Source organism: Pseudoduganella aquatica (genome assembly GCF_020865585.1).
GTDB classification, from domain to species: domain Bacteria; phylum Pseudomonadota; class Gammaproteobacteria; order Burkholderiales; family Burkholderiaceae_D; genus Rugamonas; species Rugamonas aquatica_A.
The window spans coordinates 4,433,696-4,449,135 of the sequence record NZ_CP086370.1 but is presented as its reverse complement, the minus strand read 5'-3'; the positions used below and the strand labels follow the sequence as shown (position 1 = coordinate 4,449,135).

Genomic DNA, 15,440 nt, shown 5'->3' with positions numbered 1-15,440 from the left:
TCCTCCTGAACAATGAAGCCCTATCTTACTCTTTTTACAAAACAAGGGAAACTGCGCGGCTTTCCTGTTCCAGCCGGCCGTTCCTGACCACCAGCACGCGTTCGGCCATGGCGATGGTTTCCGGCCGGTGCGCCACGATGATGCGGGTCAGCCCCAGGGCCTCGATGGTGGCGTTGACGCTTTTCTCGTTGGCAATATCGAGTTCGCTGGTGGCCTCGTCCAGCACCAGGATTTTTGGCCGGCGGTACAGCGCGCGCGCCAGCAGGATGCGCTGGCGCTGGCCGCCGCTGATGCCCATGCCGTTGTCGCCGGTGATGGTGTTGTAGGCCATGGGCATGGCTTCGATTTCCTGGTGCACCGCCGCCTGCTGGGCGCAGGCGCGGATGCGCTGCCAGTCCGGTTCGGGATCGAAGAAGCTGATGTTCTCGGCCACCGAGCCGGAGAACATGCGGTCCTCCTGCATCACCGTGCCTATCATCTGCCGGTAATTGCTCACGCCCAGCCGCGCCACCGGCACGCCGCCCACCAGCACTTCGCCATGCTCGGGCGTGAGCAGGCCGAGCAATATCTTGACCAGCGTGGTCTTGCCGCAGCCGGAGGCGCCGGTGATGGCGACGCAGGAGCCGGCCGCGATCTTCAGGTCCAGCTGCTCGAAGATCAGCGGCTCGGTGGGCGAATAGCGGAAGGCCACGCCGCGCAGCTCCAGGCTGGGCGCGGCGGGCGGCAGGTCGGGCTCGTCGGCGTCGTGCGGGCCTTCGGGTTCGGTGCCGGTCAGCACAATGTCGGCCACGCGTTCGCCGTGCAGGCGCAGCATGCGGAACTCCACCAGCTTGTCGATCAGCGCGCCCAGGCGCTGGGAAAACTGGTCCTGGTAGGCGATGAAGGCGAACAGCATGCCCACCGTAAAGTGGCCGTCCAGCACGGCGCGCGCGGCCAGCCAGACCACCAGCACGCGCTCGGCGCCGAACAGCAGCGTGCGCGCGGTGTCGTGGCTGATGTTCAAGCGCTGCACGCGCAGCTCGGCGTTGAACTGTTCCGCCAGGATGTTGAGCCAGCCGGCGCGGCGCTGCTCGCCCTTGCCGAACAGGCGCACGCTCTGGATGCCGTTCACCGTTTCAAAGAAATGCGTGGTCTGGCGCGCCGCATGGATGATCTGCTCGGCGGAGGCGTCGCGCAGCGCGTGCAGCAGGCTCCAGCGCAGCACGCCGTACAGCGCGACGGCGCCCACGGCCACGGCCGCCAGCGCGCCGCTGTACAGCACCATCATGGCCAGCGTGCCGGCCACCATCACGCCGTCCACCAGGGCTTGCACGAAACCGGTGGTCAGGGTTTTCTGGATGGCGGCGATGGAGCCGAAGCTGGAGATGATGCGGCCCACGTGGCGCTTTTCGTAGTAGTCCAGCGGCAGGCGCATCATGTGCGAGAACACATTGCCGAACCACTGGAAATTCATGCTGGTGCTGAGCGCCACCACGAACCAGCCGCGCACCGCCGTCATGGCGGCCTGGATCAGCACCAGCAGGGCGAAGCCGAGCGCCAGCGTGGCCAGCAGGTCGCGGTCGGCCGACGGCAGGGCCTGGTCGACCACCCATTGCAGGAAGAAGGGCAGGCCGATGGCGATGGTTTCCAGCCCCAGGCTCAGCAGCAGGATCTGGCCCAGGCCGCGCCGCAGGCCGGTGATATGGCCCATCAGGCCGCGCAGCGTGAACTGCAGCTCCTGGCGCGCCGGGCGGAAGTCGCTGGCCGGGCGCAGTTCCAGCGCCACGCCGGAGAAGTGTTTGCCGAACTCGGCCAGCGTGAGGCGGCGGCGGCCCACGGCGGGGTCGTGGATGACCACGTGGCGCGCCGACACCGCCACCAGCACCACGAAATGGTCCAGGTCCCAGTGCAGGATGCAGGGCAGGGCCAGTTCCGGCAGGTTGGCCGGCTCCAGCCGCAGCGGCCGGCTTTCCAGCCTGAGCGCGCGCGCAATGCGCATCAGGCTCTCCAGCGTGGCGCCCTTGCGCGAGATGGGGAAGCGCAGGCGCAGCGCGGCCAGGCCGGTGCGGTAGCCGTGGTAGTCGGCCACCATGGCCAGGCTGGCCAGGCCGCATTCCGTCGCTTCCGTTTGCAGTAAGACCGGCGCCTGGCGGCGCCATCCCAGATTGATCATTCAGCTAGCTTTCTTTATAAGCGTCCGCGCATGCCCAGCAGCGGTTCCAGCGCCCACTCGGCCAGCGTGCGGTGTTCCAGCACCAGCGTGGCGCCCAGCTGCATGCCGGGCATCAGCGGGCGCCGCTGGCCGGCGGCGGTGATCTGTTGCGCGTCGAGCCGGACGCGGATGCGGTAGACGGGCTCGGCGGCGCCCAGCGCGGCGGCCCCGGCTGCGCCCGCGCCCGTGGCGGCGTAGCCGGCGGCGCGCTGCAGTTCGCCGAACGGCGCGGTGGCCTGCGAGATCTGGCGCACGCGGCCCGTGTATTGGCCGAACTTCTGGTAGGGGAAGGCGTCGTAGCGCAGCAGCACTTCGGTGCCGGGACGGATAAAGCCGGCCGCGCGCGTGGGCACGTAGAGTTCGGCTTCCAGCACGCTGTCCTGCGGCAGCAGGCTGGCCACGCGCTGGTCGGCCGCCACGGCCTGGCCCTGGTCGAGCACGATGGCCGCCACCCGGCCGGGCTGGCCGGCGCGCACCAGCAGCTCGCGCTGGGCCTCGCTTTCGCTGGCAGCCTGCTTCAGCGCTTCTATGTCGCGCTGCAATTGCGACGCTTCGCGCCCGCTTTGCAGCGGCAGGTCGGCGCGGCTGGCGGCCAGCGCCACCAGTTCGCGCTGGGTGGCCAAACGGCTGCCTTCCAGCGCCGCAATGCGCGCTTGCTGCTCCATCAATTCGGCCGCCTTGTCGCTGGCGGCGTTGCGCGAGACGGCGCCGTCGCGCGCGAGATCGGCGACGTTGCTGCTCACTTCACGCATGATCTGTACTTTTTGGCGGCGCAAAGCCAGTTCGCCGTCGATCTGGCGCAAGCTCGCGTCCAGGCTGGCCAGGCGCTGCGCCAGTTCCTCGCCCTTGTTGCCGCGCTGGCGGCCCTGCTGCTCCAGTTCCTGCCGCAAATGGGCGATGCGCGCCTGCAGCGACTGGTTGATGGCGGCCTGGGTGGCGCCGCTGGCGCTGGTGCGCTCGCTCGACAGCAGGTAGAGCGGATCGCCGACGCGCACCGCCTGGCCTTCGCCGACGTAGAGGCGGCTGATCACACCTGCCTGCGGCGTGGCCAGGCGCACGCTGCCGCGCTCGGGCACCAGCATGCCGCTCACCGTTTCTTTGCGGGAAAAGCCGAAATACAGCGCGAAGATAACAATGGCGGCAATCAGGCAACAGAAGAACAGGGTCAGCGCGGGGTAGCTCCAGGTGCGTGCCAGGATGACGGCGCCGTGCAGGCGGTGCGATTTGTGGTGGATGGCCTGATCGCGGAACAGGCTGTTCATGCTGGGCTAGTCATAGGGGTATTAAGCTGGGGGAAGGCCGGGCCGGCCCGAAGGCGGCCCGGTTGCGCAAGCTGGCATCCGGCGGGGGCCGGGCGTTGCCTTATCCGATCACGGGCAGTTGCACGACCACCTTGGCGAGCAGCGTGGTGTCGACTGCCAGCGGGAAGCCGTCATGGCCGATTTCCGGTGCGCCGGCCACCGATGCCACTTCGGCGGCGGACAGGCTGCGCATTGGGGTTGCAGCAGCAGGGGCGGTGGTGTTGCTGAAAGCGTTGCTCAGTGCGGAGAAGATCGATTTCATGGTAAGGCTCCTAAATTAACGGCGGTGGGAACTACTCAGGGAACGGACGTATGCATCCGGGGAACTGCAACTGCAAAAAATGTTCATGGCGCGCCTTTGCCGGAAGCGGCGGCGGACAAGGCCCGCATGTAATGGACCTCCTGGTAGGCCATGCGCTGCAGGCGTTCCTGCTGCGCGGCCGCTTCCGCAAAGGTGCCGGTGCACATGTGGGCGCGCACGTGCGGCGCCAGCAGCGCGTAGTCGGTGCTGCGTTCGGCCAGGCCGGCCAGCACCTGCTGCGCCTTGACGCAGGCACTGCGCGCGGCCGCGCCGTTGCCTGCCGCCCGGTCGAGGTCCGCCTGCATCAGCAGGGCGTTGGCGAGCGGCGGACTGGGCTGGGTCGCGTTCTTGCGGGTCTGGTACAGCTGTTCCAGGATGGCCGTGCTTTCGGCCAACTGGCGGCGGGCGTCGGCCAGCATGTCCAGCTTGAGCTGGGTGGCCGCCAGCGACTGCTGGGCCACTGCGGTCAGCTGCAGGATGCGGTCGTTTTGCGCCTTGCCGTCCGGCCCGCGCAGCGTGGCCAGGTTCTGCTGCAAGGCCAGCTGCTTGGGCAGCGCTTCGGCGGCCTTGCCCAGGTCGCTGTCCAGGTCGTACAGTTTCAGCTGAGCCCAGTACAGATTGGTCAGCCAGTGGCGGTTGCTGGGATCCTGCTTCACCACGTCGCGCAGCAGGCTTTCGGCGTCGTGCAGGTTGGCGCGCGCCTCACCGCGCTGCCCCAGCGCCAGGCGCAATTCGCCCTGGTAGGTCAGCGCGTTGGCCAGGCGGTAAGTCCACAGCGCGTCGCTGGGCGCCGAGTTGTGCAGCGGGCGCACCAGTTCCTCTTCGCGCTGGTACAGCGCCATGGCTTCATTCAGCAAACCTTGCTTGGCCTTGGCTTCGGCCAGCCAGGAAATCGTGTTGGCCAGGTCGGCCGGCAGTTTCGGGGTGCCGGTGCCGCTGGCCAGCACGCGCTGCTTCAATTCCACCGACTTGGCGAAGGCGTCGGCGGCCGCTTCGTATTGGCTGCGGCGCATCGCCACCGCGCCCAGGTTGCTGTGCGCGTAGGACTGCTCCATCCAGCCGTCCGCATCATCGGGATCGCTCGCGGCCAGGCTGTTGCTGTGCTCGCGATACTCCTTGAAGAACTTTTCAGCCGGGTCCAGTTCCGCGCGCGACAGGTGGATCTGTCCCTGGTAGAAGGCGTTTGCGCCCAGCGCCTTGTACAGCGCTTTGCGGTCGCTGCCGGTGCGCTCAAGCTTGAGCAGGATAGCGTGCGCAGCCTGCAGGGCTTCGGTGGCCTTGGCGGGGTTGGAGCGCGCGATATTCACCTCCGCAATGACGTGCAGCGCTTTCACGCGCTGTTCCAGCGTGGTGGGGCTGGCGTCCGTGCTTTGCGCGGCGGAGAGGTAGGCCAGGGCCTTGCCGCTGATGCCGTCGAGCAGGTCGAGGCGGCCCAGGGGGCGCAGTTTTTCCACGAATTCGCCCAGCATATAGCTCATCAGGCCCTCGGCCTCGGTGCGCTGCTGCTCGGCGTCGCGCTCGGCGTTGCGGGCGGCGATGCCGAGGATAACGGCCAGCACCGCCAGCAGGGTCACGCCCGCCATCATGGCCAGCTTCAGGCGTTCGGCCAGCTTCACTTTCTGCATGGACACGCGCACGTATTCCTGCTCCTGCGGCGCCAGCGTAAAGCCGTCCATGTCCAGCAGCGCGCGGGCCTGGTTGACCTGGCTGCCGCGCGGCAGCAGCAGGTCGCGCGGGCGGCCGGCGGCGGCCCAGCGTTCCGCGTCGTGGCCGATGCGGGTGCGCACCTGCAGCGCGTGGCGGTGCTGTTCTATCCAGTCAGCCACGCGCGGCCAGCGCCGCAGCAGCGCCTCGTGGGTGACGCCGAAACTGGCCACGTCGCTGGCCAGCTCGCTCACGAACAGGCGTGCTTCGACCAGTGCGCGCACCAGCGCCTGCGCCTCGGCGCCGTCCAGCGAGGACCAGGCGGCGCGGCGCGCCGTGACCGGGCCTTGTTCTTCCGACAGGTCCACCAGCAGCGACAGCACATGGGGCAGGGCGGCGCGCTGCGACGGTTCCAGCGCTTCCACCACCTGCTCGGCGCGGGCGGCAATGGCGCCGTCGATGCCGCCCAGCTCCGCAAAGACCGAGAAGCGCAGCGTGCCGTCCTCGCCGCGCTGGCGGTACAGTTCATTGAGGCAGTATTGTAATAGCGGCAAGGTATCCGGGCTGCCGCGGGCGGCGTCGCACAGCACGTCGTCCAGGCTGGCGCCGCTGACCGGGTCCTGCTCGAAGCGCAGCTGCGCCGCGCGCGCGGGCTGGCGCACGATCTGGGCGATGTCCGCGCCTTCGGGCGGACTCAGGTCGAAGTGGCCGCCGCGCGCCTTGAGCGCCATCAGCGCGGGCAGGGCGATCACGTCCGGGTAGAAATCGTTGCGGCAGGCCAGCATCACCAGCACGGCGCCGGAGCGCGCCATCTGTTCCAGCAGGGCAATAAAACGGGCGCGCGTGTCGTCGTTCATGCCGGGCGCGCGGAAGATGGCTTCCAGGCGGTCGACAAACAGGCCGACGCGGGGCCGGCGGCCGGCGTGGCGCAGCCGTTCTATCACCGCGTCGCTGTGCGCGCTTTCGAGGCGCTTGGCCAGCGCTTCGGCATTGTCGCCGCTGAACAGCAGCTTGCCGTCCAGTTCGGTATCCAGCAGCACGGCGGCCAGCGCCTGGAACAGGCCGCCTTCGGCCAGGTCCGCGCAGTCCATATACAGCGTGCATTCGAGCGCCACCGGCTCGGCCACGCTGTTCAGGCTTTTCATCAATTGGGGCAGCAGGCCGGCGCGCACCAGCGAGGTTTTGCCGGAACCGGACGGCCCCAGCACCAGTCCCATGGCGCAGCCGCCGGTGGTTTGCTTGCGCACCAGGTCGCGCAACTGGGCGACTGCCTGCATGCGGCCGAAGAACACGGCGGCGTGATTTTCCTGAAAAGCTTCCAGTCCGCGGAAGGGGGAACCCTGCAGCCAGCCGCCCTCGTCGGCGGCCACGTTGGCGGTGACGGGCGCGATGGCGCGGTAGCCGCGCTTGCGGATGGTCTCGATAAAACGCGGTTCCGTGCTCGAATCGCCAAGCGCGCGGCGCAGTTGCGTGATGGCTTTGTGCACCGGATTGTCGCCCAGTTCGGCATTGCCCCAGCAGCTTTGCAGCAGCTCCTCGGCAGGTATCACGGCACCGGCGTGGCGGCACAAATAGCGCAAAACGTCCATTGCTCGCGGTTCCAACTGACTACTTTCATTTCCATTATGCAACGTATTGCTGTCTGGATTGATTTGCCATTCGCCGAAACGAAAGCCCCTATCGCTCATTGTGCTGCCTATGATCAAATTATTTCTTGATAAAAATCAATGCCTTGCATCGCCGGAAGATTTCAGGAAGGCGCCGGAAGGTAATCAACATTACAGTACATCCATGCAATCAGGCTAGATATTAGCAGTTCCTCAAGAAAGAATATAAGATGTCAAACGTTTCCATGTTTACCCGTAGCAACGCAGTCGAAGCGGGCGGCATGCGCACCATGAGCCTGCCTCCCCAGGGTTCGGCCTTGCACTCGCCCGCCGCTTTGGGCGGCTACGATCTGGTCTGGGCGCTCGCTCCCGAGACCCTGCGCGGGCAGTTGGCCGGGCTGCAAAAATCGGGCAAGCTGCCGTCCGAAGTGCTCGTGGGCAACCTGGAGGAATCGGGGCTGGTGATAGGCGGAGCGGATGCGGATCGTGTGCGTGTTGCTGTACCACAACTGACCCTGGACGCCGCCACCCCGCGCAGCGCCAGCCTGGAGTTGCTATTTACCAGTGGCAACATGACTGTCTACAATGCGTTCGGCAACCGCAGCAGCGTGCTCAAGCAGTCTGTTGCCGGATGGAAATTAACCTTCAATGTCAAACTGCAACTGGCGCCGGTGACGCTGGACGACGCGCTGCGCGGCGCCAGCCCCGATTGCGCGCGCGCCCTGATGCGTTTCGACGAAACCCGCTACCGCCTGCACGCGCTGACCCTGGACTTCGACCATAGCGACCTGATGCACGCCGACGAGTCGCGCAGCAAGCTCGGCACGGACAACCCGGTGCTGGCCGGCAATTTTGTCAACTTCATCGGCGCCTGGCTGAAAGGCCTGGCCGAAACCGGCGCCGCCTTCGTGCTGGGCTACGCCGCCGTGCGCGCCACGCCGGGCGAGGACACGCTGAGCCGTTTGCAGGCCGGCAGCGTCAGCGTGGCGGCGGCCGGCACCTTGAACCTGCTGCACATGCTGGGCCGCAAAGCCAGTTCGGACGGACGCGGCGTGGCGGGCGGCCCCGGCCTGGCGGCGGTGCGCCCCGGCTACGCGCCAGGCTGCGCGGCGCGCGCGGTGCTGTCGCGCGAGGTGTTTTTCAAGCGTTTCCTGAAACCGCTGCTGATCGACCCCATCCAGGAGCGCCTGAACCAGCTGCCGGACTACCGCAACCTGCGCGTGGCGCTGGATGGCGGGCTGAACCGGGAAGAGTCGTTCAACGAGAAATCCGGCGTCTCGGCAACCATGGACAACGGCGTGCGCGCCCAGTTCGTGGCCAATTCGGGCGGTTGGGGTTACCGCGACCACGTGCTGCTGCACTGGCGCGAAGGCAACCGCCTGTCCCATGTGCGGGAATCGGAGCAGGACCTGCAGTTCAGCGTGACCGTGTCCAGCCAGCCCGACGGCATGGGCGTGCCGCGCCTGACGGTCGACTTGTACAGCTCGCTGATGCGCTATGAATGGGACCGGGCCAGCCAGAAGATGGCGCTGTTCAACCGCAAGGTCAACCTCGGCAAAGGCTGGGCGCGCAGCACCATGCACTGGGCCATGCGCCTGCAGTTCCTGGCCGACGACCTGGGCGCGATCCGCGTGGCGGTCACGCCCAAGCGTTCGCCGGCGGCGACGGACTCCGGCGTGGTGGGCATGTATATGGTGTCGGACGCGCTGGGGCATTTGCTCAATATGAACAAGCTGAGCAATGAGTGGGAAGGCAACCCGGCCAGCTTGGGCGCGGTGCAGCAGGAGGTGGTGGCCGGTTTCAGCATCGCGGCCACCGAGCTGTTCAACCAGATGGCCGGGCAGCTGGTGCTGCCGTCCGGCCCCCAGCCTGGATGCCGCCGCGTGCAGCTGAACGAGGACGGCAATATCGAGCTCGATCTGGGCTGGTGAGGTTGGCGGGTTACGCGCGGTGCGCTAACCCGCCCTACGATAAGTCCGGCAATGTAGGGCGGGTTAGCACGTAGTGCGTAACCCGCCATGCCTGCGCAGCAGATAAAAAAACGCCCGGTTCGTGAACCGGGCGTGTCCTTATTACTCGTAGTCGCTGATCGGTGCGCAGCCGCACATCAGGTTACGGTCGCCGTAGACGTTGTCGGCGCGGCCCACGGAAGGCCAGTACTTCTGCTTGCGCAGCGCCGGCACCGGGAAGGCAGCCACTTCGCGGCTGTACTTGCGGTCCCAGTTGTCCGAGGTCAGCACTTCAGCCGTGTGCGGCGCGAACTTCAGCGGGTTGTTCAGCTTGTCGAACTCGCCGCTTTCCACCTTGGCGATCTCGCCGCGGATCACGATCATCGCATCGATGAAGCGGTCCAGCTCGGCTTTCGCTTCCGATTCGGTCGGCTCGATCATCAGCGTGCCCGGCACCGGGAAGCTCATGGTCGGCGCGTGGAAGCCGAAGTCCATCAGGCGCTTGGCCACGTCTTCGTTGCTGATGCCGGTGGCATCGGTCAGCGGACGCAGGTCCAGGATGCACTCGTGCGCCACCAGGCCGTCGTGGCCCGAGTACAGCACCGGGTAGTGCGGCGCCAGGCGGCGCGCGATGTAGTTGGCGTTCAGGATGGCGGTTTCGGTCGCCGCGGTCAGGCCTTCGCCGCCCATCATGGCGATGTACATCCACGAGATTGGCAGGATCGAGGCGGAGCCGAACGGCGCTGCCGAGATCGAACCGATGCCGTCTTCGCTGCGCACATAGCCGTTCGAGCGCTGGTTGGGCAGGAACTTGGCCAGGTGGGCGCCAACGCCGATCGGGCCGACGCCTGGACCGCCGCCGCCGTGCGGGATGCAGAAGGTCTTGTGCAGGTTCAGGTGCGACACGTCGCCGCCGAACGCGCCCGGCGCGGCCACGCCGACCAGTGCATTCATATTGGCGCCGTCTATATATACCTGGCCGCCGTGCGAGTGGATGATGTCGCACAGTTCCTGGATGCCGTCTTCGAACACGCCGTGGGTCGAAGGGTAGGTGACCATGACGCAGGCCAGGTTCTTCGAGTGCAGCTCGGCCTTGGCTTTCAGGTCAGCCAGGTCCACGTTGCCGCGCTCGTCGCAGGCGGTGACCACCACCTGCATGCCGACCATATTGGCCGAAGCAGGGTTGGTGCCGTGCGCCGACGATGGGATCAGGCAGATGTTGCGGTGGCCTTCGCCGCGCGACTGGTGGTACTTCTGGATCACCAGCAGGCCTGCGTATTCGCCTTGCGAACCGGCGTTAGGCTGCAGCGACACGGCGGCGTAGCCGGTGACGGCGCACAGCATTTCTTCCAGCTGGGCGATCATTTCGCGGTAGCCCACGGTCTGCTCGTTCGGTGCGAACGGGTGGATGTTGGAGAACTCGGGCCAGGTGACCGGGATCATTTCGCTGGTGGCGTTCAGCTTCATGGTGCAGGAGCCGAGCGGGATCATGGTGCGGTCCAGTGCCAGATCCTTGTCCGCCAGGCTGCGCAGGTAGCGCAGCATTTCGGTTTCGGAGTGGTAGCGGTTGAACACAGGGTGCGTCAGGTAGGCCGAGCTGCGGGCCAGCGCGTCAGGGAAGCTGTTGTTCACGCCGGCTTCCACGGTGTCGAAGTCCGGAGCGGCAGGCGCGTTGGCGACGCCGGTGGCGAACACGGTCCACAGGGTGGCGATGTCTGCGCGGGTGATGGTCTCGTCCAGCGAGATGCCGACGTGGTTGGCGTCGATCTGGCGCAGGTTCACGCCGTTGGCCTGGGCGGCTGCGTGCAGCGCGGCGGCGTTGGCGGTCTTGACGGTCAGGGTGTCGAAGAAGCTGTCGTTGACGCTGTAGCCCAGGGTCTTCAGGTTGGCCGCCAGGATGCCGGTGTAGCGGTGAACGCGGTTGGCGATCTGCAGCAGGCCGGCAGGGCCGTGGTAGACGGCGTACATCGACGCGATTACCGCCAGCAGCACCTGCGCGGTGCAGATGTTGGAGGTGGCTTTTTCGCGGCGGATGTGCTGCTCGCGGGTCTGCAGGGCCAGGCGGTAAGCCTGGTTGCCTTGCTGGTCGATGGTGACGCCGACCAGGCGGCCCGGCATCGATCGCTTGAATTCGTCGCGGGTGGACAGATAGCCGGCGTGCGGGCCGCCGAAGCCCAGCGGTACGCCGAAGCGCTGCGAGTTGCCGACCACCACGTCCGCGCCCCATTCGCCCGGAGGCGTGAGCATGGTCAGGGCCAGCAGGTCGGCCGCGACCACCACCATGGCGCCGGCGGCTTTCACGGTTTCAACGGCGGCGCGGTAGTCGCGCACCACGCCGTTGACGCCTGGGTATTGCAGCAGCACGCCGAAAGCGTCCGTCACGCCGGCCAGTTCGGCCGGGTCGAAGGTCTTCACGGTGATGCCCAGCGGCAGGGCGCGGGTCTGCACCACTTCCAGGGTTTGCGGCAGCACGTCGGATGCGACGTAGAAAGTGTTCGATTTCGACTTGCCCACGCGCTGGATCAGCGTCATGGCTTCGGCGGCGGCCGTGCCTTCGTCCAGCATGGACGCGTTGGCGATGCCCATGCCGGTCAGGTCGGTGACCACTTGCTGGAAGTTCAGGATGGCTTCCAGGCGGCCTTGCGAAATTTCAGGCTGATATGGGGTGTAAGCGGTGTACCAGGCCGGGTTCTCGAAGATATTGCGCAGCACGACGCCGGGCGTGTGGGTGTTGTAGTAACCCTGGCCGATCAGCGATTTGAGCACCTTGTTCTGCGAGGCGATGCCTTTCAGCTTGGCCAGCGCGGTGGTTTCCGGCATCGGCTCAAAGAACTGGCCGAGCGGCAGGGCGCTCTTGTTGCGGATGGACGGCGGCACGATGGCGTCGATCAGCGCGGTGCGGGTGGCGTAGCCGAGCACGTCGAGCATTTGCTGCTGCTCGTTGGCGTCCGGGCCGATGTGGCGGGCGATGAAAGCGTCGCGCGCTTCGAGTTGGGTCAGGCTGGTACGGGTCATGATGGCGGAGGAGATGTGAAGAATTCGTAGGGCGGGTTAGGCCGGAGGCCGTAACCCGCCATGCATGGGCCGCTGGCGGCGCCGGCGGGTTACGCGCTGCGCGCTAACCCGCCCTACATACATAGGCTGATTAGCCTTCGGTGGTCTTGCCGTAGGCAGCGGCGTCGAGCAGGCCGTTGATGGCGGCTGCGTCGGCCGGCTTGATCTTGAACAGCCAGGCGGCGTAGGCGTCGGTGTTGATCGATTCAGGCGCGTCCACCACGGCGTCGTTCACTGCTACCACTTCGCCTGCGATCGGCGCGTAGATGTCGGAAGCGGCTTTCACCGATTCCACCACGGCTGCGTCGTCGCCGGCGCCGTAGGTGGTGCCGACTTTCGGCAGTTCGACAAACACGATATCGCCCAGTGCGTCCTGCGCGAACTCGGTGATGCCGACGGTCACGGTGCCGTCGGCTTCAGCGCGTACCCACTCGTGGGACTCGGTGTACTTCAGGTCTGCAGGAATATTGCTCATGTCTAGCTCCAGTTGGGTTGTGTTCTAAGAATTCGAGGGTCAGGCTACCAGGATTTTACCGTTGCGCACGAACGGCAACTTTACAACCGTGGCGGCCAGTTTCTTGTCGCGGATTTCCACGTGCACGGTGTCGCCCACGGCCACGCCGTTCGGCACGCGCGCCAGCGCAATGGCTTGCTGCATGGTCGGGCTGAAGGTGCCGCTGGTGATCTCGCCGGTCTGCTCGGAGCCCGCCACGATCACCTTCTGGTGCGCGCGCAGCACGCCGCCTTTTTCGCGCAGGATCAGGCCCACGAACTGGGCGTTCTGGCCCATGGCTTGCAGAGCGGCCTTGCCTACGAAGTCGCGCTCGGACACCAGGTCGATGGTCCATGCCAGGCCTGCGTCCAGCGGGTTCACGGTTTCGTCCATGTCCTGGCCGTACAGGTTCATGCCCGCTTCCAGGCGCAGCGTGTCGCGCGCGCCCAGGCCGGCAGGCTTCACGCTGGCCGCGTTCAGCGCGTTCCACAGCGCCTCGGCCTGTTCCGCCGCCACGCCGATTTCAAAACCGTCTTCGCCGGTGTAGCCGGTGCGGGCGATCATCGCCTCGCCGAAGATGGTGTTCGGCACGAAGGCCACGTTGAACGGCTTCATGTCGGCGGTGGCGTCCTGCGAACCGGCGATCACTTCCCATACTTTTGCGCGGGCGTTCGGGCCTTGCACGGCGATCAGGGCCATGGCGTTGGCGCCGTCCCTGCGCTGGGTGATGGTCACGCCCGAGCCGGTGGCTGTGTTCTGCGCCTGCATCCACGCCACGTCTTTCTCGGCGGTGCCGGCGTTGACCACCAGGCGGAACCAGCTCTCGTTGATGAAGTAGACGATCAGGTCGTCGATCACGAAGCCTTGCGGGTTCAGCATGCAGGAGTAGAGCGCCTTGCCGGAGACTTGCAGCTTGTCGACGTTGTTGGCCAGCAGGCCGCGCAGGAATGCGCGGGTGTTGTCGCCCTTGATATCGACCACGCACATGTGGGCTACGTCGAACATGCCGACGTCGGTGCGCACCGCGTGGTGTTCTTCGATTTGCGAACCGTAGTTAACTGGCATGTCCCAGCCGCCGAAATCGACCATGCGTGCATTGAGGGCGCGGTGTGCGGCATTGAGTGGGGTCGCTTTGAGCGTCATGGGGCGGTCCAATAGATATAGGAGTTAACAGAAGCAAAATGCACAGCACAATGCGACGAACCCCTCTGTCCTTGGTACCTGAGAGATAGCGGAATGGCATCCGCACGCCCCTTCGGTGGGCTGCTGGCGTGGTGCCGCAGCCGCTCTCCAGAGTTTGACCCAGCTGCGCGGTGCGCCGCTGGCCCTTGACCGGTCCTTTTGCCTGAGAGTTTTTGGGTAGTGCCCCTTCGGCGGCAACGCGAGTTTGCCCTCTCCCGATCAAGACTGAGGAATATATGCCAGAAGGGGCTTTATGTCAATCTTGCGGGGCCGGCGAGGGCGCCGGCTGAGGCGGTCCGACGGTGAGTATTTGTGACTTTTCCTCTCTGACAATCTGGTAATCTCACGGGCATTCTTATTCCGAAAGGGCGCCCATGCTTTGTCCGGTTGACGACGCACAATTAACGCTTGCCAGCTTTGGCGGCCACCGGATTCACCGCTGCCCGCAATGCCTGGGCGTGTCCTTGAGCGGTAGCTTGCTACCTGAATTGCGTGCACACGTGGCATTGCAACTGCACCAGCAGCGCGACTCCGCCGGCGTTCAGCCTTGCCCAGTGGACGGTCAGGCGATGAAGCCCATTGATTACCAAGGCGTTGCCATGTGCGCTTGCAGACAGTGCCTGGGTCTTTGGCTGGAGGCCGGTCAGTTTTCCCGCCTGCTGGAACTGGTCGAGCCGCCGAGGCAGGCGGACCTGTCGAATATAGGCCAGTGCGTGCCAGGCAGTTCTTCCTCCAGCAGCATTGATGGGCTTGGAGATATCTTGGAATTTGCTTCCGATGTTTTTGATGTTCTTGGAAATTTCACGGACTAAGTAATAAATTCTCTAAGCTGTACCTTGGCTTGCATTGAGTAGCGGTATTAGGCGGCAATCGGCCAGAATCACCTGGTCATCATGTTTGGAATTATTTTAGATTTTGGGAGCTTATGAATGCAACACATTTTTTTATCGCAAGTGTTAACGTGAGATATTGGCCGTCCATGAAATATCTAGCCATCATTGCTCTCGGTCTCGCCATTGCGTCTGCAGCGTTTGGGCAGGAGGGCTATTGGAAGGATGCGAAAGGGAATCCAGCTCCCGAAACAGAAGCTAGACGTTCGCTCAATGGACTTGGGGGCTCGTTGCTCGTTACGTCGGATGTAGATTGGCGCGAGAAATGGGACACGCCTTCTAATAGTGTCCCGCACTTTAACGAGGCAAAGACCGTCGCAAAAGGCAAGCAAGTGTTCGTTCTCACCTTTTTCGCGAACCCCAAGCTGACTGCTGATGGTCGAGCAAACCTGACCTGCGACCTCGACGTAATAAGGCCGGACGGAACGACTTCAATTCATCAAACTGACATCGTTTGCTTTCAGGGCATTCTCAAAGGAAGCCCCTACAACATGTATCTTTCGGCACCTGTTCTTGGTTTCACTGGAGAGGTTTCTGATCCTGCCGGTACGTGGACGGTTCGCGTCTCGCTCAAAGACAACCTCAGAAACTCGGTGCTGCGACTCAAAACGTCCTTCATTCTCAAATGAGCGCTCCCACAGGGCCCTGCAATTCAAACGGCGCGATGAGCGGACTATCTAAAATTAACTTCTACGTGGCAGTGACGGCATCTTTTCGACAGGCCGCGTCCGGCCAGAAGCTGCCCATCACGAAATCCAAATGTCCATGCTATGAAACCTAAAACCAATTGCAAGAATTCCCTGGCCACCTGGCGATGCGTCCTTTGTG

At 65.1% G+C, this 15,440-nt stretch carries 10 protein-coding genes, 1 pseudogene and 2 riboswitches; of the genes and pseudogenes, 4 read left to right on the top strand and 7 right to left on the bottom strand.

Going from position 1 to position 15,440, the window contains the following annotated elements; genetic code table 11:
• Positions 1-34: 34 nt before the first annotated feature.
• The 4 genes from KT882_RS19780 to KT882_RS19765 all read right to left on the bottom strand — a co-directional run bounded on the left by KT882_RS19780 (position 35) and on the right by KT882_RS19765 (position 7,125).
• On the bottom strand, positions 35-2,152 hold the full coding sequence (locus KT882_RS19780) for a peptidase domain-containing ABC transporter (RefSeq protein WP_228893120.1): 2,118 nt from the start codon (positions 2,150-2,152) through the stop codon (positions 35-37).
• Between the two features lie 14 nt (positions 2,153-2,166).
• On the bottom strand, positions 2,167-3,453 hold the full coding sequence (locus KT882_RS19775; protein WP_161074228.1) for an HlyD family secretion protein: 1,287 nt from the start codon (positions 3,451-3,453) through the stop codon (positions 2,167-2,169).
• Between the two features lie 100 nt (positions 3,454-3,553).
• Complete coding sequence (locus tag KT882_RS19770) at positions 3,554-3,754, bottom strand: hypothetical protein (protein WP_161074227.1); 201 nt, start codon at positions 3,752-3,754, stop codon at positions 3,554-3,556.
• An 83-nt stretch (positions 3,755-3,837) separates the two neighbouring features.
• Positions 3,838-7,125 carry an nSTAND1 domain-containing NTPase gene (locus tag KT882_RS19765; RefSeq protein WP_260048879.1) on the bottom strand — a complete coding sequence of 1,096 codons (3,288 nt, stop codon included), beginning with the start codon at positions 7,123-7,125 and terminating at the stop codon, positions 3,838-3,840.
• Positions 7,126-7,289: 164 nt separating this feature from the next.
• On the opposite strand from KT882_RS19765, the gene KT882_RS19760 reads away from it, so the two are divergent.
• Positions 7,290-8,975: a hypothetical protein gene (locus KT882_RS19760; RefSeq protein WP_228893119.1), complete on the top strand. Its 1,686-nt coding sequence runs from the start codon at positions 7,290-7,292 to the stop codon at positions 8,973-8,975.
• Positions 8,976-9,116: 141 nt separating this feature from the next.
• Here the strand turns inward: KT882_RS19760 and gcvP are convergent, their stop codons facing one another.
• The 3 genes from gcvP to gcvT form a co-directional block, all read right to left on the bottom strand.
• Positions 9,117-12,008, bottom strand: a complete 2,892-nt coding sequence (gene gcvP / locus KT882_RS19755; protein ID WP_228893118.1) for an aminomethyl-transferring glycine dehydrogenase — start codon at positions 12,006-12,008, stop codon at positions 9,117-9,119.
• Between the two features lie 130 nt (positions 12,009-12,138).
• Complete coding sequence (gene gcvH / locus KT882_RS19750) at positions 12,139-12,522, bottom strand: glycine cleavage system protein GcvH (protein ID WP_161074223.1); 384 nt, start codon at positions 12,520-12,522, stop codon at positions 12,139-12,141.
• Positions 12,523-12,561: 39 nt separating this feature from the next.
• A complete protein-coding gene (gene gcvT / locus KT882_RS19745; protein WP_161074222.1) occupies positions 12,562-13,683 on the bottom strand; it encodes a glycine cleavage system aminomethyltransferase GcvT in 1,122 nt (373 codons plus the stop codon).
• A 55-nt stretch (positions 13,684-13,738) separates the two neighbouring features.
• Positions 13,739-13,844, bottom strand: a riboswitch (glycine riboswitch).
• A gap of 19 nt (positions 13,845-13,863) precedes the next feature.
• A riboswitch (glycine riboswitch) is annotated at positions 13,864-13,950 on the bottom strand.
• Positions 13,951-14,096: 146 nt separating this feature from the next.
• Between gcvT and KT882_RS30920 the strand changes: the two are divergent.
• The 3 genes and pseudogenes from KT882_RS30920 to KT882_RS19735 all read left to right on the top strand — a co-directional run.
• A pseudogene (locus tag KT882_RS30920) lies at positions 14,097-14,171 on the top strand (hypothetical protein); the annotation flags it as partial.
• A 51-nt stretch (positions 14,172-14,222) separates the two neighbouring features.
• Positions 14,223-14,534, top strand: coding sequence for a TFIIB-type zinc ribbon-containing protein (locus KT882_RS19740; RefSeq protein WP_187358797.1), 312 nt, complete (start codon positions 14,223-14,225; stop codon positions 14,532-14,534).
• Positions 14,535-14,701: 167 nt separating this feature from the next.
• Positions 14,702-15,241, top strand: a complete 540-nt coding sequence (locus KT882_RS19735; protein WP_228893117.1) for a hypothetical protein — start codon at positions 14,702-14,704, stop codon at positions 15,239-15,241.
• Positions 15,242-15,440 lie beyond the last annotated feature (199 nt).

Coding starts and splice junctions, on each gene's coding strand:
- KT882_RS19760 (WP_228893119.1), top strand. CDS start 7,290: ATGTTTACCCGTAGCAACGCAGTCGAAGCGGGCGGCATGCGCACCATG.
- gcvH (WP_161074223.1), bottom strand. CDS start 12,522: ATGAGCAATATTCCTGCAGACCTGAAGTACACCGAGTCCCACGAGTGG.
- KT882_RS19765 (WP_260048879.1), bottom strand. CDS start 7,125: ATGAGCGATAGGGGCTTTCGTTTCGGCGAATGGCAAATCAATCCAGAC.
- KT882_RS19775 (WP_161074228.1), bottom strand. CDS start 3,453: ATGAACAGCCTGTTCCGCGATCAGGCCATCCACCACAAATCGCACCGC.
- KT882_RS19780 (WP_228893120.1), bottom strand. CDS start 2,152: ATGATCAATCTGGGATGGCGCCGCCAGGCGCCGGTCTTACTGCAAACG.
- KT882_RS19770 (WP_161074227.1), bottom strand. CDS start 3,754: ATGAAATCGATCTTCTCCGCACTGAGCAACGCTTTCAGCAACACCACC.
- gcvT (WP_161074222.1), bottom strand. CDS start 13,683: ATGACGCTCAAAGCGACCCCACTCAATGCCGCACACCGCGCCCTCAAT.
- KT882_RS19735 (WP_228893117.1), top strand. CDS start 14,702: ATGAAATATCTAGCCATCATTGCTCTCGGTCTCGCCATTGCGTCTGCA.
- gcvP (WP_228893118.1), bottom strand. CDS start 12,008: ATGACCCGTACCAGCCTGACCCAACTCGAAGCGCGCGACGCTTTCATC.